The sequence below is a fragment of the Sphingomonas sp. AP28 genome, assembly GCF_056680455.1.
In genome coordinates, this window is sequence record NZ_CM155283.1 from 3,212,261 (window position 1) to 3,234,529 (window position 22,269).

Genomic DNA, 22,269 nt, shown 5'->3' on the forward strand with positions numbered 1-22,269 from the left:
GAACCCAACACAGGAGAACGACCATGGTCGATGCAACCAAGATCCAGGAACATGCCGAAGTCATCGGCGCGGACGGCGTCCATGTCGGCACCGTCGACAAGGTCGAAGGCAACCGCATCAAGCTGACCAAGAAGGACTCGGGCGCGCAGGTCGTCGAGGGCACGGGCAGCCATGAAGGGCATCATCACTTCATCTCGCTCGGGCTGGTCGCGGATATCGAGGACGGCAAGGTCCGGCTTTCCGCCAACGCCGACGTGGCGGTGACGTTCGAAGAAGAGGCCTGACGCGAACGCGGTGCGTTCGACACGCGCCGCATAGCCAGTCCGAGCCCCGGTCCGCTTCGTGCGGGCCGGGGTTTTTTGCGTCAGGCGCGCCCCGGTCCGTGATGCACGGGCCGGGGTCACGCTTGAACGCCGAGAGGCCTTACTGGCAGGCAAGGCACTCATCGTAATCCTTCGACTCGACGTCGATCTGGCGCAGGTCGATGGTGTTGTCGGCCTCGACGCCGCCGGCGAAGCCCGCGCGCTGGACCGACTTCGAACGCAGGTAATAGAGCGACTTGATGCCGAGCTCCCACGCGCGGAAGTGGAGCATGAGCAGGTCCCACTTCTCGACGTCCGCGGGGATGAACAGGTTCAGCGACTGCGCCTGGTCGATATAGGGCGTGCGATCCGCGGCGAGTTCGAGCAGCCAGCGCTGGTCGATCTCGAACGACGTCTTGTAGCAGTCCTTTTCCTCGACCGAGAGGAAGTCGAGATGCTGGACCGAACCGCCCTGCTCGAGGATCGAGTTCCAGACGGCATCGCTGTTCTTCGACTTCTCGCTCAGCATCTTTTCGAGATACGGATTCTTGATCGAGAAGCTGCCCGAGAGCGTCTTGTGCGTGTAGATGTTCGCCGGGATCGGCTCGATGCACGCCGATGTGCCGCCGCAGATGATCGAGATCGACGCGGTCGGCGCGATCGCCATCTTGCAGCTGAACCGCTCCATTGCGCCGACATCGGCGGCATCGGGGCAGGGGCCGCGCTCGATCGCGAGCTGCATCGAGGCTTCGTTGGCCTGGCTGCTGATGTGCTTGAACATGCGCAGGTTCCACGACTTCGCCATCGCACCCTCGAACGGGATGCCGCGTGCCTGGAGGAAGCTGTGGAAGCCCATCACGCCGAGACCGACCGAGCGTTCGCGGCCCGCGCTGTAGGCAGCGCGTTCCATGCCCGGCTCGTGGCGGTCGATGTAGTCCTGCAGGACGTTGTCGAGGAAGCGCATGACGTCCTCGATCAGGCCCTTCTCGTCCTTCCACTGATCCCATGTCTCGAGGTTCAGCGACGACAGGCAGCATACCGCGGTCCGCTCGTTGCCGAGGTGATCCTTGCCGGTCGGCAGCGTGATCTCGGAGCACAGGTTCGAGGTCGAGACCTTGAGGCCGAGCTCGCGGTGATGCTTGGGCATCGCCTTGTTCACGTGATCGGCGAAGACGATGTACGGCTCGCCGGTCTGGAGGCGGGTCTCGACGAGCTTCTGGAACAGCGAGCGCGCGTCGACGGTGGCGCGGATCGCCTGGTCCTTCGGCGAGCGGAGATGCCATTCCTCGCCGTTGCGGACGGCTTCCATGAAGTCGTCGGTGATCAGCACGCCGTGGTGGAGGTTGAGCGCCTTGCGGTTGAAATCGCCCGAGGGTTTGCGGATCTCGAGGAATTCCTCGATCTCGGGGTGCGAGACGTCGAGGTACACGGCGGCCGAACCACGGCGCAGCGAGCCCTGACTGATCGCGAGCGTCAGCGAATCCATGACGCGGACGAACGGGATGATGCCGCTGGTCTTGCCGTTGAGGCCGACCGGCTCGCCGATGCCGCGGACGTTGCCCCAATAGGTGCCGATGCCGCCGCCGCGCGAGGCGAGCCAGACATTCTCGTTCCAGGTGTCGACGATCCCGCCGAGGCTGTCGGGGACCGAGTTGAGGTAGCACGAGATCGGCAGGCCGCGGCCGGTGCCGCCGTTCGAGAGAACGGGCGTGGCGGGCATGAACCAGAGCTTCGAGATCGCGTCGTACAGGCGCTGCGCGTGGCCGGCGTCATCGGCGTAGGCCGATGCAACGCGGACGAACAGGTCCTGGTAGCTCTCGCCCGGGAGCAGATAGCGATCCTTCAGCGTGTCCTTGCCGAATTCGGTCAGGAGCGCGTCGCGGCTGTGATCGACCTCGACCGGGTAGATCTGTGCGCGCACGGAGTGGCTGTCCTGCGCTTGGCGTGGGGCCTTCGGAGCCTCGGCGGCGGGCGTGGCGGTGGTCTGTTCGATCGTGTCTGTGGTCATGTCGCTATCCCGGCTGCTGTCTCTGAAATCCATCGAAACCGCTCCTAGTGTTCTGTATTCGTTCGAATCGGCGTCATGTCGCCATGCTACCATCGGACGGCCCCTAACGGGAGAACAAAAAGTGACCATCGCGGCGGTGGAAGGCGCGCTTACGGTCATATCGCATATAGCTATGCGAGGGTTGTTCTACCAGCGATTGGGTCCGCCCCCGAACGCAACCCCAAGAGATTGTGCCAAAGCGCGAAGAGACGCAAGGGGGTGTGGGGGTGGTCGGGGGCTCGGTTCGTCGCGTTCGCGTGCGGGTCGGCCGGGCGGGATATTCGCGACGCGTGGACTTCTGCGGGGTTCGTGAAGCGCAAGGGGGCGAAGCGGGAACGAAAAATTATTTCGGCGGGGAAGATGGCAAATGTTGCTTCGGAGGGAGGTGTGGGAGTGGGGCTAGATATGGGGGGACCGCTCTAGTTCCCCCGCGAAGGCGGGGGCCCAGGAGCCACGAACGTCGTCCTGCTCGATTCCTGGACCCCCGCCTTCGCGGGGGAACGGGATAGGGCGTTCTTCCACTTCCAAAACGGGAGCACCACCTCGCCAAAACCTCACCACCCCGGCGAATGCCGGGGCCCAGTTGGGGGACGTTGCCAACTGAGCGATGCGTGTCGTTACTGCGACCTTTCCAACTGGGTCCCGGCCTCCGCCGGGGTGGTGGCGGTTGGCGGGAATGGTGGCGGTTGGTTGGCGCGTTCTGTCCGCCTTACCCCTCGATCATCGTCCGGATCTGCGTCGCCAACGCCTCCATCGCAAACGGCTTGGTGATCATCGACATCCCAGGCTCCAGAAAACCCGACGCCAGCGCAGCATTCTCCGCATAGCCTGTCATGAACAGCACGCGGAGCCCTGGACGCAGCGCACGACCCGCATCGGCGACCTGCCGCCCGTTCAGGCCGGGCAGGCCGATGTCGGTGACGAGCAGGTCGACGCGCTCCATCGTGCGCAGGCGCTCAAGCCCGGCAGGGCCGTCATGCGCCTCGACCGCCTGATAGCCCAATTCGCCCAGCACCTCGACGATCAGCGCGCGGACGACCGAATCGTCCTCGACCACCAGCACGATCTCGCCAGCATCGGTGACATGCTCCTGCGTCAGGCCGGGCAGCGCCTCGTCCTGCTCCGCGTCGCCGTAATGGCGCGGCAAATACAGCTTGATCGTCGTGCCCTGGCCGAGCTCGCTATAGATCCTCGCATAGCCTTCGGACTGGCGCGCGAAGCCGTAGATCATCGACAGGCCGAGCCCGGTACCCTGGCCGATCGGCTTGGTCGTGAAGAACGGCTCGAATGCCTTCGCGATGGTGTCGGCGGACATGCCGGTGCCGGTGTCGGACACGCAGATGCAGACGTAATGGCCGGGCCGGACGTCGCGCTGACTGGCGGCGAAATGGTCGTCGAGCTGCGCGTTGCAGGTCTCGATCGTGAGCTTGCCCCCATGCGGCATCGCGTCGCGCGCGTTGATGACGAGGTTCAGCAGCGAGTTCTCGAGCTGGTTGGGATCGCACAATGTCGTCCACAGGCCGGCGCCGAGCACCAACTCGAGTTCGATCTGCTCACCCGTGGTGCGGCGGAGCAGGTCTTCGAGCGACGCGAACAGCGGATTGACCTTGACCGGGCGCGGATCGAGTGGCTGGCGGCGCGAGAACGCCAGCAGGCGGTGGGTGAGCGAGGCGGCGCGGTTGGCGGCGGTGGTCGCGCCGGTGATGAAGCGATCGAGTTCGCTTACCCGCCCTTGTGCGACGCGGCGCTGGACGATCTCCAGGCTGCCGGTGATGCCCTGGAGCAGGTTGTTGAAGTCGTGTGCGATGCCGCCGGTGAGTTGCCCGACCGCCTCCATCTTCTGTGCCTGGCGGAGGGCCTCCTGCGCCTCGATCAGTTCCTGGGTGCGGTCGCGCACGCGCTGTTCGAGGTCGGCGTTGAGCGATTGCAGATCGCGTTCGAGCCGCTTGCGATCGGTCACGTCGGCGCCCTCGACGAAAATGCCGACCACCGTCCCGGTTGCGTCTCGGATCGGCTGGAAGACGAAATCGACGTAGCGATCGTGGACCGCGCCGCCAGGCTCCGCCTGAACCGCATAAAGCATCCCGCTCGCGGTGAACGCATCGCCGCTCGCGAACACACGATCGAGCAGGTCGACAAACCCCTGTTCGACCGCGTCGGGCAACGCCTCCGCAACGGTGCGGCCGAGTACCTCGCGGTGGCCGATCAGCTTGTCGTAGCCGGGGTTGGTCAACTCGACCCGGTGTTCGGGCCCGCGCAGCATCGCCATGAAGGTCGGCGCCTGCGCGAACATCTGGCTCATCCGCTCGCGCTCGTCGCGCAGCGCGCGTTCGGTCACGACGCGCTCGGTGCTCTCGTAGGTCGAGCAGAACATGCCCGCGATCGCGCCGCTTTCGTCGCGGACGGGCGAGTAGGAGAAGGTGAACCAGGCATGCTCGGCATAGCCCTTGCGGTCGGTGACGAGCGGCAGGTTCTCAAAGAACGACGCTTCGCCCGCCAATGCCTTGTCGACCAGGGGGCTGATATCGTCCCAGACATCCGCCCACACGTCGGCGAACCGCTGGCCGAGCGCCTGCGGGTGCTTGTCGTGCATGATGCGCGCGTAATGGTCGTTGTAAAGGAAGCCGAGCTCGGGGCCCCAGGCGAGGCACATCGCCAATTCCGAGGCGAGCATCAGCGAGACGATCGAGCGCAGCGACTGCGGCCAGTGCTCGATCGGCCCCAGCGGCGACGTCGACCAGTCATGCGCGCGGATCATCTCGGCCATCTCGCCGCCGCCGGTCAGGAAATCGGCCTCGGCCGTCTGTGTGGTCATCCCAAATTCCTGCCGGGTCGCACGCCGGGCCGAATTTTACGCCGGTGCGCGTTCGATACGGGCGGTCGATACGGGGACGCGTCGCGCGTTTCCACCGGTTCGCGGGCAGGTCGGCGGGTCATCGGCACAGTTCGTCCGCTAGGCGCGTCAGGCTGTCGACGCTATGGTCCCACTCCTGGACGGCATCCGCGTCGGGCGCGGGCCGGCCGCCATATTCGTGCGGGCGGTCGACATAGGCGGTCTGCAGGCCAGCGGCGCGCGCCGCGGCGAGGTCGCTGTGGTGCGCGGCGACGAGGCAGAGTTCGCCAGGCGCGATGCCAAGAAACCGCGCGGTGGCGAGGTAGGATTCCGGGAGCGGCTTGTAGACTCGGATGACTTCCGCCCCGAGAATCGCATCCCAGGGCAGGCCACCGCGGCGTGCCATCTCCAGCATCAGTGCGATGTTGCCGTTGCTGAGCGTAACGATCGGATACCGCGTCTTGAGGCGGGTGAGGCCCTTGACCGAGTCGGGCCAGGGATCGAGCCGGTGCCAGGCGTGGGTCAGGTCGGTGAGCGTGTTTTCGTCCAGCGTGGCCGGGTCGATGCCGTAGTGACGAAGCAGGTCTTCGAGTGCCTCGCGGTGGAGCGTGTCGAGGATGACGAACGGTCGTCGTCCGCTGCGGACCTCCTCGAGCGCGGGCTGATAGCGTTTGCGCCAGCCGTCGGCGAAGCGGTTCGGGTCGATATCGGTGCGGCCGAGGCGCGCGAGCACGGGTGCGGCGTCGCGTGCGATGCCCGAACGCCAGTCGACCACGGTGCCGAACACGTCGAACGCGAGGGCTTTGATCGGGGCGCGATGTACCATGAGGGTGAGACGGTGGGAGGCGGCGGTTGGTTCCCGGGAATGGGGGACTTCCGGGCCTTTGCGCAGGCCGGCGTTGAGCGGGGATTCTTACGCTCGGTCCCTTACGTTGACCCACCCCGGCGGAGGCCGGGGCCCAGTTGGGAAGGTCGTAATAACGAAAGACGGCGTTCGCCAATCCACGTTTCCCAACTGGGCCCCGGCCTCCGCCGGGGTGGTGGACTTTTATTGTTCTCGCCTAACTCACCCAGTCCGGCGAAGACGCGCGGAATGCCCCTGGTTCAGACGTTCCAGATTGAACGCTTCGTGAAACTCGATGCCCGCCTTGCCGGCGCGGGCCCAGCGGATGCGGGCGCCGAACATCTGGTCCTCGACCAGTTCGATCTGCATCTCGACGCCATCGGGGTTGCCGTCGATCCGGAGTCCGTCGAGCATTGCGCCCGACGTCGAGATGTCGCGGATGCGGACGTCGCCGCGAACCCCGTCGATCGCGATGCGGGCGGAGCGCAGCATCTTGGTGCGCGGTGCGCGGCTCACCTTGAAGCCGCTCGCGGCGGCGGTGCCGTTGTCGACCCCCACCTGCCGCAACGCCTCGTCCGCACGGACCGGGCGGCCATAGACATAACCCTGGATATGGCTGCACCCGAGGTCGCGGATCAGGTCGATCTCGTCCTGCACCTCGACGCCTTCGGCGGTCGTCTCCATCCCGAGCGTGTCGGCGAGCGTGACGATCGCCTTGATGATCGCGGCGTTGCGGTTGCCCGGCTCGGCGGCACCGCGGACGAACGACTGGTCGATCTTGATCTTGTCGAACGGTGCGTTGCGCAAATAGCCCAGCGACGAATAGCCGGTACCGAAATCGTCGAGCGCAAGCCGCACGCCGAGCCCCTTCAGTGCCCGGAACATCTGTTCGGACGAGCGCGTCTCGTCGAGGAACACGCCTTCCGTGATCTCTAGTTCGAGGCGCCCTGCGGCGATCCCCGACTGCGCGAGCGCGCTGGTGACGAGCGAAGGCAGGGCAGGGTTGGCGAACTGGATCGGCGACACGTTGACCGCGACGCGGACCGAGCCGGGCCAGCGCGCCGCCTCCAGGCACGCGGTCCGCAACACCCATTCGCCGATCGCCTCGATCAGCCCGCATTCCTCCGCGACCGGGATGAAGTCGGCGGGCGAGACGAGCCCGCGCGTCGGATGGTTCCAGCGGATCAGCGCTTCGTAGCCGACGATCTGAGACGATTTCGTGCTGACGATCGGCTGGTAGCAGAGGTGGAACGCGCCGTCGGAGATCGCCGCGCGCAGATCGTCCTCGAGCAGTTTCCGCGTGCGCGCGCCGGTCAGCATGTCGTCCGAATAGAAGCGATGGACGCCGCGGCCGTCGGCCTTTGCCGCGTAAAGTGCGAGATCGGCGTTGCGGACCAGCGTCTCGGCATCGTCGCCGTCGTCGGGGGCGATCGCGATGCCGATCGAGCAGCCGATCGTGACCGACGTCCCGCTGATGAAATAGGGTTCGGACAGCGAGGCGATGACTTCGCGAGACAACGCGGCCAGCGTCTCGCGGTTGTCGATGCCGGGCAGCACGACCTGGAACTCGTCGCCACCCAGCCGCCCGACCAGCCCCGCGTCCGCGATCCCGCGCTGGAGCCGTTGCGCGACCTGCTTCAACAGCGTGTCGCCCGCCTGGTGGCCCAGCGTATCGTTGACCGCCTTGAACCGATCGAGATCCATCAGGAACAGCGACGTCGCGCGGTAGGGCCCGGTCTTCTGCGCGAGCGTCTTGTCGAGCGACGAGCGCATCCGCTGGCGGTTCGCCAGCCCGGTGAGCCCGTCGAACAGCGCCAGCCGCGTGATCTCCGCCTCCGACTTGCGCTGTTCGGTGAGGTCGCGGCCCGAGCCGATGAACCCCTGGAAGCGGCCGAGATCGTCGACCACCGGCCGCCCCGAGATCGACCACCACCGTTGGCATTCGAGCGAGGTCGCGGCGCACACCGAATAGTCGGTGAACGACGTACGCGAGGCGATGTGGAAGGCAAGCGTCCGCTCGGTGCCGGGCACGTCGTTGTCCATGCGGAACAGGTCGGTGACCGATTGCCCGACCGGATCATTTGCGAGGCCGAGCTCGGTCGTGACCTTGGCGGACAGATAGGTCAGCCGACCCTGGCGATCGGCTTCCCAGAACCAGCCGGTACCCTGGTCCTCGAATTCGGCGATCATGCGGATTGCCAGGCGGCCCTCGTTGGCGTCCTCGGCACGGTTTAGCTCCTGCGCGACGTCGATCCGTGCGAGACGGTGCGCGACGACCCCCAGGCAACCGAGGAACAGGATCGCGACCACCAGCGGCACGCCGATCCCCGCACATACCGCGAGCATCACGACGATCCCGGCGCCGAGGCCGAGCGTCGCGGCGCGGACCGCGTGGACGCTGACCGCGGTGACCGCGATCATGCCCAGCACCGCGATGCTGCAGGCGAGTTGCAGCGATCCCGACGGTACACGCTCGACGGTCCACAACAGCGACAGAGATAGCGCGGCGACACCTGCGACACCGGCGGTGAGCGCGCGGTTGCGCTTGTAGGCGGGCCATTCGCGCAGTCCCGGCAGGCGCAACACGCCGAACAGGCCTGCGGACATCACAGCGAGGATCGCGGCATGGATGCCGATCGACGCGACGATGGTGGCAAGACCGGCGGCGGGCGGCGCGATCAGCGCAAGCGCGACGAGGAGGACGCAGCCGACCATCTGCGTGGCGACCGCGATCGGCCAGGTTTCGGCGACCTGCGCGAGCTTGCGATCGAGCAGTTCGACAACCTGTTCGCGCGGGTCCTCGCGTAGCCCGAACACGGCGGGGGCTGGCGATCGATCGCGCGCGCGGCGATCCGCGACGGGGAGGGGGGCGTACATCCAGCCGTTCTGACTGGAATATCTTGCTGATATGGTAAGATTGGCGGCGGCCGAAAAAATCTCGGTTCGATCAGTGCGTTACATTGGTGGAGGGACCGGACGCCGCATCGCCCGCGCTAGATCCCCGCGCCGCGTCAGTTCGTCTCCGCGCGCGGTGCACCGCTCATCGTCACGGGCTGCGGCCCGCCCGCGGTGGCCTCCAACGTCGAATCGCCGCCGAGGACCCGGTACAGCGTCACGCGGTTGCTAGCCCCGACGAGTTGCGTCGCGACCAGGTTGCGCTGTGCGGTGTAGAGCGAGCGTTGCGCGTCGAGCGAATTGAGGAAGGTGTCGATCCCGCCGCGATAGCGCGCGTCGGACAAGCGGTATGTATCGAGGGCCGCTTCCGAGAAATTCTGGTTCGCCTTCAACTGGTCGGCGATCGTGCCCTGGCGTGCGAGCGCATCGGCGGTTTCCTGGAACGCGGTCTGGATCGTCTTCTCATAGGTCGCGAGCGCGGCGTCGCGTTGCGCCTTCGAATAGGCGACGCCGGCGATCCCGGCGCCGGCGCGGAAGATCGGGTAGCTGACCGAGGGCGCGACCGAATAGTTGAACGCGCCGCCGCTGAACAGCGAGGTGAGCGACGTGCTGGCGAACCCGAGGATGCCGGTGAGCGAGATCTTCGGGAACAGTTCCGCGCGCGCTGCGCCGATCTCGGCATTGGTGGCGCGGAGCTGGTATTCGGATTCGACGACGTCGGGACGGCGCAGGAGGATGCCGCTGTCGAGCCCGGCCGGCAGCGTGGCGACGGTCGGCAAAGCCTGCTCGATCGACGCGGGCAGCAGGCTGGCATCGACCGGCGCGCCGACGAGCAGTTGCAGCGCGTTGACGTCCTGCGCGAGCGCGGTGCGTTGCTGCGCAAGGTCGGACTGCGCGGTGAACAGGATCTGCTGCGCCTGGCGGAGATCGGTACGCGGGGCGACGCCGCCGCGCAGCCGCGCGTTGGTCAGCGTGACGCTGCGTTGCGAACTCGTCACCGTGTCCTGCGCAATCTTGAGCAGGCTCTGGTCCGACGCATAGGTAAGCCACGCATCCGCGATGTCGCCGACCAGCGTCAGGCGGGTGGCGCGCGCGGCGGCTTCGGTCGCGAAATAGCGATCGAGCGCGGCGCTGGTGAGCGAGCGAATGCGGCCGAACAGGTCGAGCTCGAACGCGGTCGTGCCGAGGTCGACCGAGAAGGCGCTGTTAGAGCTCGACGAACTGACGACCGATCCGGTGCTGGTACCTGTTCCGCCCGAACCGACGCCGCCCGTACCGGTACCCGTTCCAGTATTTCCGGTGCCCGTTCCGGTCCCCGTATTACCGCCCGTTCCGCCGCTCGTAACGGTGTTGCGGGTACCCCTGCCGCCGCCCGAATAGCTGTACCGGCCGCTGGCATCGACCTGCGGCAAAAGGTCGGCGCGCTGGATGCGGTATTGCGCGCGGGTCGACGCGATGTTGGCGGCGGCGACGCGGAGATCGCGGTTGTTGGCGAGCGCCTGGACGATGATCTGCTGGAGCCGCGGGTCCCTGAAGACGTCGCGGTAGGTGATCGCGGGCAGCGCCGCCTCGGACTGGCGCAGATACGCGTCGCCGACCGGGAGCGAGGGCGGCACCGGGAGTTCGGTCCGCGCGTATTTCGGCGCGAGCGAGCAGCCGGCGAGTGCGGTCGAGGCGGCGAGGATCAGGACTAGCGAGCGCATCATGCGGGCTCCGGCCGGTGAGGGCCCTGTGGTTCGGGCGGACCCAATGGTTCGTTGTGATCGCCACCGGTATCGTGGTGGCCACCCTGATGACCGGTCGGCTTGCCCCGCAGCTTGGCGATGCCGTCGCGCGCGCCACGGCGGACGAGGACGAAGAACAGCGGGATGTAGAAGATCGCGAGGATCGTTGCGGTCAGCATGCCGCCGACCACTGCCGTCCCGATCGCGATACGGCTGTTCGCACCGGCGCCGGTCGACAGTGCGAGCGGCAACACGCCGAGGATGAACGCGAACGAGGTCATCAGGATCGGGCGCAACCGGATCTTCGCCGCGGACAGGGCCGCCTCGATGACTCGCTTGCCCTTCTTCTCCTCCTGCTCGGCGAACTCGATCATCAGGATCGCGTTCTTCGCCGCCAGGCCCATCGTCGTCAGCAGGCCGATCTGGAGATACACGTCGTTGATGAGGCCCCTCAGCGTCACCGCGAGGATCGCGCCGACGAGGCCCAACGGGATCACGAGGAGCACCGCGATCGGGATCGACCAGCTTTCGTACAGCGCGGCGAGGCACAGGAACACGACCAGCAGCGACAGGCCGTAGAGGATCGGTGCCTGACCCGAGGACAGGCGTTCCTGATACGACAGGCCCGACCATGCCACCGAGGTGCCGGGGATCTGCCCAGCAAGCTCGGCGATTCGGTTCATCGCGTCGCCCGAACTGACGCCGGGCGCGCCCGACCCCTGGATCTCGTACGAGGCTATCCCGTTGAACCGCGACAGCGTCGTCGGTGCCTGGCCCCAACTGGTCTTCGCGAACGACGAGAACGGCGCCATCTGGCCGTTCGAACCGCGCACGAACCACTGGCTGAGGTCGGACGGCTGCGCGCGGAACTGCGCGTCGCCCTGGACATAGACGCGCTTGACGCGGCCGCGGTCGATGAAGTCGTTGACGTACTGACCACCCCAGGCGGTCGACAGCGTCGAGTTCACGTTCGCCTGCGTGAGGCCGAGCGTGGACAGCTTCTGCTGGTCGGCATCGACGCGCAACGTGGCGACGTCGGGCAGTTCGGTCAGACGGATCGCGGTCAGCGACGAGTCGGCGCGTGCGAGCGCGAGCAGCTTGTCGCGCGCGGCGTTGAACTCGACCTGGCTGAGCCCGGCGGCGTTCTGCAGCTCCATCGTGAAGCCGTTCGACGAACCAAGACCGCGGACCGCCGGTGGCACCAGCGAGTAGACCTGCGCGTCGCGGAAGCCTGCGAATGCCTTCGAGGCGCGCCCGGTGATCGCTTCGGCGGTATTTTCCTTGCCGTGACGGTCTTCCCACGGCGCGAACGAGACGAAGCCTTGCCCCGTGTTCTGGCCGCTCGCGCCGCCACCGCCGCCACCGCTGACGGTGAACATCGTGCGGACGTTCGCCTTTTCCTGCGTGAAGTAATACTGCTCGATCTGCTTCTGCAGCGCGAAGGTGCGGCCTTGCGTGGCGCCCGCGGGAAGCTGGAACTGGACGATGCCCGAGCCCTGGTCCTCGGTCGGCAGGAAGCCCGTCGGCAGCCGCAGGAACAGCACCGCGAGCACCGCGACGATCACCGCGTAGATCAGCAGGAACAGCCATTTGCGGTCGATCACCGACTGCACGGCACTGGTGTATTTCTGCGTGCCCTTTTCGAACCCGCTGTTGAACTTGTCGCCAGCGCGCGTGAAGAAATGCGCTACTTTCGGGAATTTACGTTCGCCCCAGCTCTTCTCGGTGTTGCCGTCGGCGTCCTTCTTCTTCTGCTTGAGCAGCGTCGCGGTGAGGGCGGGCGAGAGGATCAGCGCGACCAGCACCGACAGGACCATCGCCGACACCATCGTCAGCGAGAACTGGCGGTAGATCACGCCGGTCGAGCCGCCGAAGAACGCCATCGGCAGGAACACCGCAGACAGCACCAGCGCGATCGCGACCAATGCGACGGTGATCTCGTTCATCGACTCGATCGTCGCCTCCCGAGGCGTCATCTCGGGATTTTCCTCCATCAGGCGCTCGACGTTCTCGACCACGACGATCGCGTCGTCGACCAGTAGGCCGATCGCGAGCACCAGCCCGAACAGCGTCAACGTGTTGATCGAGAAGCCGGCGAGATAGAACACGCCGAACGTGCCGAGCAGCACGACCGGGACCGCGATCGTCGGGATCAGCGTCGCGCGCCAGCTTTGCAGGAACACGAACATGACGATGACGACGAGGATGACGGCCTCGATCAGCGTCTTGACGACCTCGTCGATCGACAGCTTGATGAAGTCGGTGGTGTCGTTGGCGTAGGCGAATTTGAGGCCGGGCGGGAAGCTCTTGGCGGACTTGGCGACGAACGCCTTGACCAGTTCGGCGGTCTTGAGCGCGTCGGCGCCCGGCGCGAGCAGCACCGCGATACCCGCGCCGGGATGCGCGTTGACGCGGCTGCGCGCGTTGTAGTTCTCCGCGCCAAGCTCGATCCGGGCGACATCGCGCAGCTTGACCACGGCGCTGTCGTTGGTGGTCTTCAGGATGATGTTGGCGAACTGCTCGGGCGTCTGGAGACGCGACTGGGCGGTGACGGTCGCGTTCAGCATCTGCGTGTCGGGCTGGGGTTGCCCGCCGAGTTCGCCGGCGGCGACTTCGGTGTTCTGCGCCTGGATCGCGGTCGTCACGTCGCTCGGGATCAGCTGGTAGCTGGCGAGCTTGTTGGGGTTCAGCCAGATCCGCATCGCGTATTGCGCGCCGAACACGTTGCTGTCGCCGATGCCGGGAATACGGCCGAGCGGGTCCTGCAGGTTCGAGACGAGATAGTCCGAGACGTCCTGGTTGGTCAGCTTGTCGGTCTCGTCATAGACGCCGACGATCAGGAGGTTGTCCGGATTCGATTTGCGGACAACGAGGCCCTGCTGCTGGACCTGTTGCGGCAGGCGGGACAGCGTCTGCTGGACCTGGTTCTGGACCTGGACCTGCGCGATGTCGGGATCGGTGCCCTTCTCGAACGTCACAGTGATGTTCACCGAGCCGCGCGACGACGAGGACGAGCTGAAATAGATCAGCCCGTCGATACCCGTCAGCGACTGCTCGACGACCTGCGTGACGCTGTTCTGGATCGTCTGCGCGTTCGCGCCGGGGAAGGACGCGCGGACGGTCACCTGCGGCGGCGCGACGTCGGGGTACTGCGCGATCGGCAGGCTCATGATCGCGCCGATGCCGCCAAGCATCACGATGATCGCGAGCACCCAGGCGAAGATCGGGCGATCGATGAAGACACGGGATAACATAAGGGCTTAGCCGGCCTTTTTCTGGCTGGACTGGCCCCCTGAGGAGTCGTCCTTGGGCGCTTCGATCTTTTGCGCGGTGTTTTCAGGCACCGGCTTCACGCCTTGGTTCGGCGCGATCTTCGACAACCCTTGCGTGATGATCTTGTCGCCGGGGTTGAGCCCGCTGGTGACCACCCAGAACGCGCCCTGCGTGCGGTCCGCCTTGATCTTCTTCTGTACCGCCTTGTTGTTCGCATCGACGACATAGACCGTCGCATTGCCCTTCGCATCGCGCGACACGCCCGCCTGCGGGACGAGGAACGCGCGCTGGTTGATCGCCTGCGCGAACTTGGCCTGGACGAACATGCCGGGGAGGAGCAGCCCCTGTGGATTGGGGAAGCGTGCGCGCAGCGTCACGGTGCCGGTCTCGGTGTTGACCAGAGCTTCGGCGAACTCGACGGTGCCGGTCGCGCCATATTCGCTGCCGTCCTCGAGCGTCAGGCGGACTTCGGCGCGGGTGGCGACGATGCCGTTCTGGCCGAGCGAGCGGCGGAGCGCGAGCAGGTCGCCCGAGGATTGCTGGATGTCGACGAACATCGGGTCGAGCCGCTGGATCTGCGCGAGCGGATCGGTCTGCGTCGCCGAGACAAGCGCACCGACGGTGAACAGCGACCGGCCGATGCGACCGGTGATCGGTGCGGGGACGGTGGTGAACTTGAGATTGATCTGCGCGGTTTCCAGCGCGGCGCGCGTCTGCGCGACCGAGGCGGTGGCCTGGCGCGAGGTGGCGACCGCGTTGGTATAATCCTGCTTGCTGATCGCCTCCATCTCGGCGAGCGGCTTGTAGCGCTGTGCGAGGATGGTCTGCGCCTGCTGGTTGGCGCGTGCGCTTTGCAGGTTGGCCTGCGCTTCGTTGGCGGCGGCGCGATAGAGACGCGGGTCGATCTCGTAGAGCGGCTGGCCCTTCTTGACGAGCGTACCCTCGGTGAAGAAGCGGCGGCGGATGATGCCGGTGACCTGGGGGCGGACGTCCGAGCTTTCGAACGCGGTGGTGCGGCCGCTCAGTTCGGTGGTCATCGCGACGCTGGTCGGCTGGACGACGACATAGCCGACGGTCGGCGTGCCCTGGCCCGGCTGGCCACCGCGGCCGGCTTTGCCTTGGGCCTTGTCATCGCCGCCGGAGCAGGCGGCGAGCGCCAGTGCGGGCACCAGCAGGATGGCGCACCGTCGCGTGGAAAATCGTGTGGCTATCAAGTTTGGTATCCGCTCGCGATCGGTGGTGGCAGCTGTTGGTCGGCCTAAACCACGAGGATGTACCAGAAGTATGTCAGTTGAAAAGCGCGGGTGAGAAATAGGGAAGAAAGAGTAACCTGTTTGATCGTTTGGGGGGGAAGCGCGTCAAGCAAGGAGGATTGTTTCCCCGCGAAGGCGGGGACCCAGGCTGGGCTCCCGCCTTCGCGGGAGAACAAGGAGGAGTGTGTTCCCGCACTCACACTCACCACCATGCAGCCACCGCGATTGAGAACCACCGCATAGCCCTTGCGCTATTACACCACCCCGGCGGAGGCCGGGGCCCAGTTGGGCGACCTTGCTAACGGAGCGCGGTCCGTCGTTACTGCGACCTTTCCTACTGGGCCCCGGCCTCCGCCGGGGTGGTGCTTCTTGTGCGGGTCCTCCAAACTAAATCCTCTGGGATGTGTTCAAGCGTGGATGCCGGAACGAGCCCGGCATGACAGAAGGGTGGGCTGATGGCTTCGATCGATGACGACAAGAAGGCCGCGGCGGTTGCTGCCGTGGCGGAAGTTCGGGAGGGGATGCTCGTGGGACTCGGCACCGGATCTACCGCGGCGTTTGCAATCCAGGCGCTCGGCGATCGCGTGGCCCAAGGCCTGCAAATCCACGCCGTCGTCACCTCCGAAGCCTCCGGCAGACTTGCCCGCGAACTGGGCATCGAGATCCTCGACTTCGCCACCATCGCCCAAGTCGACCTCACGATAGACGGCGCGGACGAGATCGACTCGCGGTGTTTCGCCATCAAGGGCGCAGGCGGGGCGATGCTGCGGGAGAAGATCGTCGCCGCAAGCTCGGCACGGATGGTCGTGATCGCCGACGGCTCCAAGCGAGTCGACCGGATCGGCGCGGCCAAGCTGCCGGTCGAGGTGCTCCCCTTCGCCAGCGCCTACGTCATGCGCGTGCTCACCGACATCGGCGGCGTGCCCGTCATCCGCGACAACTACCGGACCGACCAAGGCAATCTCGTCATCGACTGCCACTTCGCAATTCTCGATGACCCCCGCGCAACCGCCGCCACGCTCTCTGCGATCCCCGGCATTCTAGGCCACGGCCTGTTCCTCGACGAGGTCGACGCCGCGTATATTGCTACGAATGGCATCGTTACGCGACTGGAACGGATGGATGCATCCGACTAAAGGCATCCTATGTTGGCAACCAGATCGGATGCGCGGCGTTCGGTCACCGTCTAGAGCGAGGCTTCTTCCATGACCGATACCGCAACCGCCCCCACCAAGGCGGACCCTATGCTGCACGAGGACGGCTCCCCCGAGCGTCTGGCGATCGATACCATCCGCACGCTGTCGATGGACGCGGTGCAGAAGGCCAATTCGGGCCACCCCGGCACGCCGATGGCGCTCGCGCCGGTCGGCTACACGCTCTGGTCGAAGTTCCTGCGCTACGATCCTAAGCACGCTGACTGGCCCAACCGCGACCGCTTCGTGCTGTCGGTCGGCCATGCGTCGATGTTGCTCTATTCGCTGATCCACCTCGCCAAGATCGAAGAGATCGACGCCGAGGGTAACAAGACCGGCAAGGAAGCCGTCAGCCTCGCCGATATCGAGCAGTTCCGCCAGCTGTCGTCGAAGACGCCGGGTCACCCGGAATACCGTCACACCACCGGCGTAGAGACCACGACGGGGCCGCTCGGCCAGGGTTGCGGCAATTCGGTCGGCATGGCGATCGCCGAGCGTTGGCTCGCGGCGCGCTACAACAAGGACGGCTTCACGCTGTTCGACCATGACGTCTACACGATCTGCGGCGACGGCGACATGATGGAAGGCGTCTCGGCCGAGGCCGCGAGCCTCGCCGGCCACCTCAAGCTCAGCAATCTGTGCTGGATCTACGACAGCAACCACATCTCGATCGAAGGCGCGACCGATCTCGCGTTCGACGAGGATGTCGGTCTGCGCTTCGATGCGTATGGCTGGAACGTCATCCACATCGACGACGCGAACGACACCGCCGCGCTGAGCCGCGCGATCGAGACGTTCAAGGCGACCAACGACAAGCCGACCTTCATCGTCGTGCATTCGGTGATCGGTTACGGCAGCCCCAAGGCGGGCAGCGAGAAGGCGCACGGCGAGCCGCTTGGCGAGGAGAATATCCGCCTCACCAAGCAGGCCTATGGCTGGCCCGAGGACAAGTCGTTCTACGTGCCCGACGGCGTGATCGAGCATTTCAACGGAGCGATCGCCGACCGTGGCGCCAAGCTACGTGACGAGTGGGTCGCACTGACCGACAAGTATCGCGGCGCCTATCCCGAGCTGTCCGCCGAGCTCGACCTGTTGCTCAAGGACGAGCTGCCCGAGGGCTGGGATGCCGATATCCCGACCTTCGAGGCGGATGCCAAGGGCGTCGCCAGCCGTGACTCGGGCGGCAAGGTGCTCAACGCGATCGCGGCCAAGGTGCCGTGGCTGATCGGTGGTTCGGCCGATCTCGCGCCGTCGACCAAGACCGACATCAAGGGTCAGCCCTCGTTCGAGGCGGAGAACTACGCCGGCCGGAACTTCCACTTCGGCATCCGCGAACATGGGATGGGCGCGATCGTCAACGGCATGGCGCTGTCGCATTTGCGTTCGTACGGCTCCACCTTTCTGGTGTTCGCCGATTACATGCGCGCGCCGGTGCGCCTGTCCGCGATCATGGAGGTCGGCGCGATCTGGGTGTTCACGCACGACTCGATCGGTGTCGGCGAGGACGGCCCGACGCACCAGCCGATCGAGCATCTCGCCACGCTGCGCGCGATCCCCGGCCTCGACACGATCCGTCCGAGCGACGCGAACGAAGTCGTCGCGGCGTGGAAGGCTGTCCTGAAGGACGCCAGCACGCCAGCCGCGCTGATCATGTCGCGCCAGGCCCTGCCGACGCTCGACCGGACCAAGTATGCGAGTGCCGACGGGCTCGAGAAAGGCGGCTATGTGCTGGCTGACAGCGACGGCACTCCCGACGTGATCCTGATCGCGACGGGCAGCGAAGTGTCGCTGGTCGTCGAGGCGCACGAGAAGCTGACGGCGGACGGCGTGAAGAGCCGGGTCGTGTCGATGCCGAGCTGGTATCGCTACGAACTGCAGGACGCCGCGTACAAGGAAAGCGTGTTGCCCCGCGAAGTGCGGGCGCGCGTTGCGGTCGAGATGGCCGGGTCGATCGGTTGGGACCGCTATGTCGGCCTCGACGGCGCGACCGTGACGATGTCGACCTTCGGGGCTTCGGCACCGCTCGCCAAGCTGCAGGACAAGTTCGGGTTCACCGTCGACAATGTCGTCAAGGTCGCCCGCCAAGTGATGGAGACCAAGTGATGGGTGCGCTCAACGATCTCGAAGGCTTCGGCCAAGCGGTATGGCTCGATTTCGTCGACCGGAAGTTCCTGGAGGCCGGCGGTCTCCAGAAGCTGGTCGACGAGGATGGGCTGACCGGCGTCACGTCGAACCCGTCGATCTTCGAAAAGGCGATGGGTCATGGCGATGCCTATGATTCGACGCTCGCCGAGTACGACAAGCAGCATGCCGGCGCGGCGACGATCGACCGCTACGAGCATCTGGCGATCCAGGATATCAAGGCGGCGGCGGAGACGTTGAAGCCGGTCTATGACAAGCTCGACGCGAAGGATGGCTATGTCAGCCTCGAGGTGTCGCCGTATATCTCGGACGATACCGACGCGACGATCGCCGAGGCGAAGAAGCTTTGGGGGATGGTCGATCGGCCGAACCTGATGATCAAGATCCCGGGGACGCTCGCGGGCGGTCCGGCGATCTCGTCGACGATCGCGAGCGGGATCAACGTCAACGTCACGCTGCTGTTCGCGCTCGACGCCTACATCCGCGTTGCGGAGGCGTATGCTGCGGGTTTGGAAGAGCGCGTCAAGCAGGGGCAGCCGATCGACAAGATCGCCAGCGTGGCGAGCTTCTTCGTCAGCCGGATCGACTCGTCGATCGACAAAGAGATCGATGCGCGTCTGGAGAAGGGCGATGCCGAAGCCGAGGCGCTGAAGGCAGTGCGCGGCAAAGTCGCGATCGCCAACGCGAAGATGGCGTATCAATGGTATCTCGACTTCCTGAAGTCGGATCGCTGGCAGGCGCTTGCCGCCAAGGGTGCGCAGCCGCAGCGCCTGCTGTGGGCGTCGACCGGCGTGAAGGATCCGAGCTATCCCGATACGCTCTACATCGACACGCTGATCGGCAAGGACACCGTCAACACGATGCCGCCGAAGACGATGGACGCGTTCCGCGACCACGGCACTGCAGCGGAGACGATCACGCAGGACGTCGAGGGCGCCAAGCACACGCTCGCCGAAGCCGAGCGCTTGGGTCTCGACCTCAATGGCGTGACCGGCAAGCTGGTCGAGGAGGGCGTCGCCTCGTTCGTAAAGGCGTTCGACGACCTGCTTGGCTCGATCGCCAAGAAGCAGCCCGCGACGGCGTAAACTTCTGCTCCCTCTCCCTTTGGGGAGAGGGCTGGGGTGAGGGGCGCCACGAGCGCTGCCCTCCCCAACTGCCCTTCACCCCAACCCTCTCCCCGGCGGGGAGAGGGGGTAAGCAAGGAATTCCCCATGAAGATCGGACTGATCGGCCTCGGCCGGATGGGCGGCAATATCGCGCGCCGGTTGATGAAGAACGGCCATGAGGTCGTCGCGTTCGACCGCGATGCCGAAGCCGTGAAGAAGCTCGCCGCCGATGGCGCGATCAGCGCGGACTCGCTCGACGACATGCATGCCAAGCTCGACACCCCGGCGATCTGGTGGGTCATGGTCCCCGCAGGCGAGCCGACCGAGAGCACCGTCCAGGCGATCGCCGCGAAGTCGAACTCGGGCGATATCATCATCGACGGCGGCAACAGCTTCTACAAGGACGACGTCCGCCGCGCGAAGGAACTGGCCGAAAAGGGCATCCACTATGTCGACGTCGGCACGTCGGGCGGCGTGTGGGGGCTGGAGCGCGGCTATTGCATGATGATCGGCGGCGACAAGGAAACGGTCGACCTGCTCGATCCGATCTTCGAGACGCTCGCGCCGGGCATGGGAACGATCGTCCGCACGCCGGGTCGCGTCGAAGGGCAAGCCGATCCGCGCGCGGAGAAGGGCTATATCCACGCAGGCCCCTCGGGCGCCGGGCACTTCGTCAAGATGGTCCATAACGGCATCGAATACGGCCTGATGCAGGCCTATGCCGAGGGCTTCGACATCCTCAAGGGCAAGTCGGGCGAGCATGTCGTCGAGGAAGAGCGCTTCGATATCAACCTGACCGACGTCGCCGAAGTCTGGCGCCGCGGCAGCGTGATCTCGTCGTGGCTGCTCGACCTGTCGGCGATCGCGCTGGCAAAGGACGGCACGCTCGAAGGCTTCAGCGGCAGCGTCGCGGATTCGGGCGAGGGCCAGTGGACGATCGATGCGGCAATGGAAGAGAAGGTGCCGGCCAACGTGCTGAGCGCCGCGCTGTATGCGCGCTATCGCAGCCGCGTGGACCATACGTTCGGCGACAAGCTGTTGTCGGCGATGCGCTATGGCTTTGGCGGTCATGTCGAGATGCCCCAGTGAGCGCCCAGGTGAGTTCTGGTATCAAGCTGCTGGTCTCCGATGTCGACGGCACGCTCGTCGACAAGGAGAAGAAGGTCACACCCGCGACCGTCGATGCGGTCAAGCGGTTGAAGGCTGCTGGCCTCGGCTTCACGATCATCAGCGCACGGCCGCGCTCGGGGATGATGCCGATCGCGGAATTGCTCGGCATCGACGAGCCAATGGGCGCTTTCAACGGCGGCATCGTCTTCAAGCGCGACGGCACCGTGATCGAGCACCACATGATCGACGTCGACGTCGTGCGCGGTGCGATGGAGATCATCGGCGATGCGCCGGTCGACACGTGGTTCTTCGCGGACGACGTCTGGTACGCCAGCACCGACCAGGGCGGGCATGTCGGCAGCGAGAAGAAGGCTTCCGCGCAGGACCCGGTGATCGTCTCCGACTTTACCGACCTGCTCGCCAAGGCGGACAAGGTAACCTTCGTCAGCGATGACGAGGACCTGTTGCGCGACCTGCACGCCAAGGTCGCCGCCAAGTTCGATACAAAGGCGACGATCGTCCAGTCGCAGACCTATTATCTCGACATCACGCCTGTCGCTGGCAACAAGGGCAGCGGGATCGAGGAACTGGCGGACGCGTTCGGCATCTCGTTGACCGAGACCGCGGCGATCGGCGATCAGGCCAACGACATCGCGATGCTCAAGCGCGCCAAGCTGGCGATCGCGATGGGCAACGCACCGCAAGCCGTCCGCGACGTCGCGCACGAGATTACCAGCGCGAACGATGCCGACGGCGTCGCGCACGCGATCGACACGTTTATACTTACTGGAGTTTCCGCATGAAAGAGTTGGTTGCCTTCGACCTCGATGGAACGCTGGCCGAGAGCAAGCAGTCCTTGCAGGAGCCGATGGGCGAGGCGTTGGCGAACCTGCTCGACGTCGCGCATGTCGCGGTGATCTCGGGCGGCGACTGGCCGCAGTTCGAGAAGCAGGTCGCGTCGCGCCTGCCCGAGCGGGCCGATCGCACCAAGCTGTGGCTGATGCCGACGACGGGGACCAAGCTGTACCGGTTCGATGGCGAATGGCGCGCGGTGTATGCCGAGCTGTTCGAGGACGACGAGAAGCAGAAGATCCTGAAGGCGTTCGACGAGTCTCTGGAAGCGACCGGTTTCGTGCCGGAGAAGACCTGGGGCGAGCGGATCGAGGATCGGGGCAGTCAGATCACGTTCTCGGCACTCGGCCAGGAAGCGCCGATCGACGCCAAGCACAGCTGGGATCCCGATTTCGCCAAGCGGAAGGTGATTCAGGCGGACTTGCAGAAGCGCCTGCCGGGGTTGTCGATCAACATGGGCGGCGCGACCTCGATCGACATCACGCGTGAGGGTGTCGACAAGGCGTATGGTCTGAAGAAGCTCAACGAGGCGAGCGGCATTGCGCTCGACAAGATGATGTTCATCGGCGACGCGATCTTCCCGGGCGGGAATGATTATCCGGCGGAGCAGCTTGGGCTGGACGTCGTGAAGGTGAAGAACGTCGACGGTACGCTGGCGGCGATCGCCGGGATCGTCGCGTGCCTGAAGTGAAGCC

General features: G+C 65.7%; 14 protein-coding genes and 1 pseudogene. 7 read left to right on the forward strand and 8 right to left on the reverse strand.

What is annotated here, in order from left to right; genetic code table 11:
• Positions 1-23 precede the first annotated feature (23 nt).
• Positions 24-284 (forward strand): DUF2171 domain-containing protein, encoded by a 261-nt coding sequence (locus AC1MH0_RS14680; protein ID WP_056055125.1) that lies wholly within the window; start codon positions 24-26, stop codon positions 282-284.
• Positions 285-423: 139 nt separating this feature from the next.
• On the opposite strand, the gene AC1MH0_RS14685 is transcribed toward AC1MH0_RS14680, so the two are convergent.
• The 8 genes and pseudogenes from AC1MH0_RS14685 to AC1MH0_RS14720 form a co-directional block, all read right to left on the reverse strand.
• Positions 424-2,310, reverse strand: a complete 1,887-nt coding sequence (locus AC1MH0_RS14685; protein ID WP_425275435.1) for a ribonucleoside-diphosphate reductase subunit alpha — start codon at positions 2,308-2,310, stop codon at positions 424-426.
• A gap of 748 nt (positions 2,311-3,058) precedes the next feature.
• Positions 3,059-4,723 (reverse strand): ATP-binding protein, encoded by a 1,665-nt coding sequence (locus AC1MH0_RS14690; protein WP_480965758.1) that lies wholly within the window; start codon positions 4,721-4,723, stop codon positions 3,059-3,061.
• A pseudogene (locus AC1MH0_RS14695) lies at positions 4,700-5,164 on the reverse strand (PAS domain-containing protein); the annotation flags it as partial. The gene AC1MH0_RS14690 and the pseudogene AC1MH0_RS14695, both read right to left, overlap by 24 nt.
• Positions 5,165-5,282: 118 nt before the next feature.
• A complete protein-coding gene (locus AC1MH0_RS14700; RefSeq protein ID WP_480963390.1) occupies positions 5,283-6,008 on the reverse strand; it encodes a haloacid dehalogenase type II in 726 nt (241 codons plus the stop codon).
• A 240-nt stretch (positions 6,009-6,248) separates the two neighbouring features.
• Positions 6,249-8,903: a putative bifunctional diguanylate cyclase/phosphodiesterase gene (locus AC1MH0_RS14705; RefSeq protein WP_480963391.1), complete on the reverse strand. Its 2,655-nt coding sequence runs from the start codon at positions 8,901-8,903 to the stop codon at positions 6,249-6,251.
• A gap of 134 nt (positions 8,904-9,037) precedes the next feature.
• Positions 9,038-10,627: an efflux transporter outer membrane subunit gene (locus AC1MH0_RS14710; protein ID WP_480963392.1), complete on the reverse strand. Its 1,590-nt coding sequence runs from the start codon at positions 10,625-10,627 to the stop codon at positions 9,038-9,040.
• Entirely contained in the window at positions 10,624-13,899 is a 3,276-nt protein-coding gene (locus AC1MH0_RS14715) for a multidrug efflux RND transporter permease subunit (RefSeq protein ID WP_480963393.1), read from the reverse strand. Before AC1MH0_RS14715 ends, AC1MH0_RS14710 begins: the two co-directional genes overlap by 4 nt.
• Before the next feature lie 6 nt (positions 13,900-13,905).
• Positions 13,906-15,129 carry an efflux RND transporter periplasmic adaptor subunit gene (locus tag AC1MH0_RS14720; RefSeq protein WP_480965759.1) on the reverse strand — a complete coding sequence of 408 codons (1,224 nt, stop codon included), beginning with the start codon at positions 15,127-15,129 and terminating at the stop codon, positions 13,906-13,908.
• Positions 15,130-15,626: 497 nt separating this feature from the next.
• Here AC1MH0_RS14720 and rpiA point away from each other — a divergent pair, with 497 nt between their 5' ends.
• From rpiA to AC1MH0_RS14750, 6 genes are all read left to right on the forward strand, one after another.
• The gene (rpiA, locus tag AC1MH0_RS14725) at positions 15,627-16,307 is read left to right on the forward strand and encodes a ribose-5-phosphate isomerase RpiA (protein ID WP_480963394.1); all 681 of its coding nucleotides are present in this window, start codon (positions 15,627-15,629) and stop codon (positions 16,305-16,307) included.
• A gap of 69 nt (positions 16,308-16,376) precedes the next feature.
• The gene (gene tkt / locus AC1MH0_RS14730) at positions 16,377-18,467 is read left to right on the forward strand and encodes a transketolase (protein ID WP_480963395.1); all 2,091 of its coding nucleotides are present in this window, start codon (positions 16,377-16,379) and stop codon (positions 18,465-18,467) included.
• A complete protein-coding gene (gene tal, locus AC1MH0_RS14735) occupies positions 18,467-19,591 on the forward strand; it encodes a transaldolase (RefSeq protein ID WP_333923341.1) in 1,125 nt (374 codons plus the stop codon). The genes tkt and tal overlap by 1 nt, the downstream gene beginning before the upstream one ends.
• A gap of 126 nt (positions 19,592-19,717) precedes the next feature.
• Entirely contained in the window at positions 19,718-20,701 is a 984-nt protein-coding gene (gnd, locus tag AC1MH0_RS14740) for a phosphogluconate dehydrogenase (NAD(+)-dependent, decarboxylating) (protein WP_480963396.1), read from the forward strand.
• Positions 20,702-20,709: 8 nt separating this feature from the next.
• Complete coding sequence (locus AC1MH0_RS14745; RefSeq protein WP_480963397.1) at positions 20,710-21,525, forward strand: Cof-type HAD-IIB family hydrolase; 816 nt, start codon at positions 20,710-20,712, stop codon at positions 21,523-21,525.
• The gene (locus AC1MH0_RS14750) at positions 21,522-22,265 is read left to right on the forward strand and encodes an HAD-IIB family hydrolase (RefSeq protein ID WP_480963398.1); all 744 of its coding nucleotides are present in this window, start codon (positions 21,522-21,524) and stop codon (positions 22,263-22,265) included. Before AC1MH0_RS14745 ends, AC1MH0_RS14750 begins: the two co-directional genes overlap by 4 nt.
• Positions 22,266-22,269 lie beyond the last annotated feature (4 nt).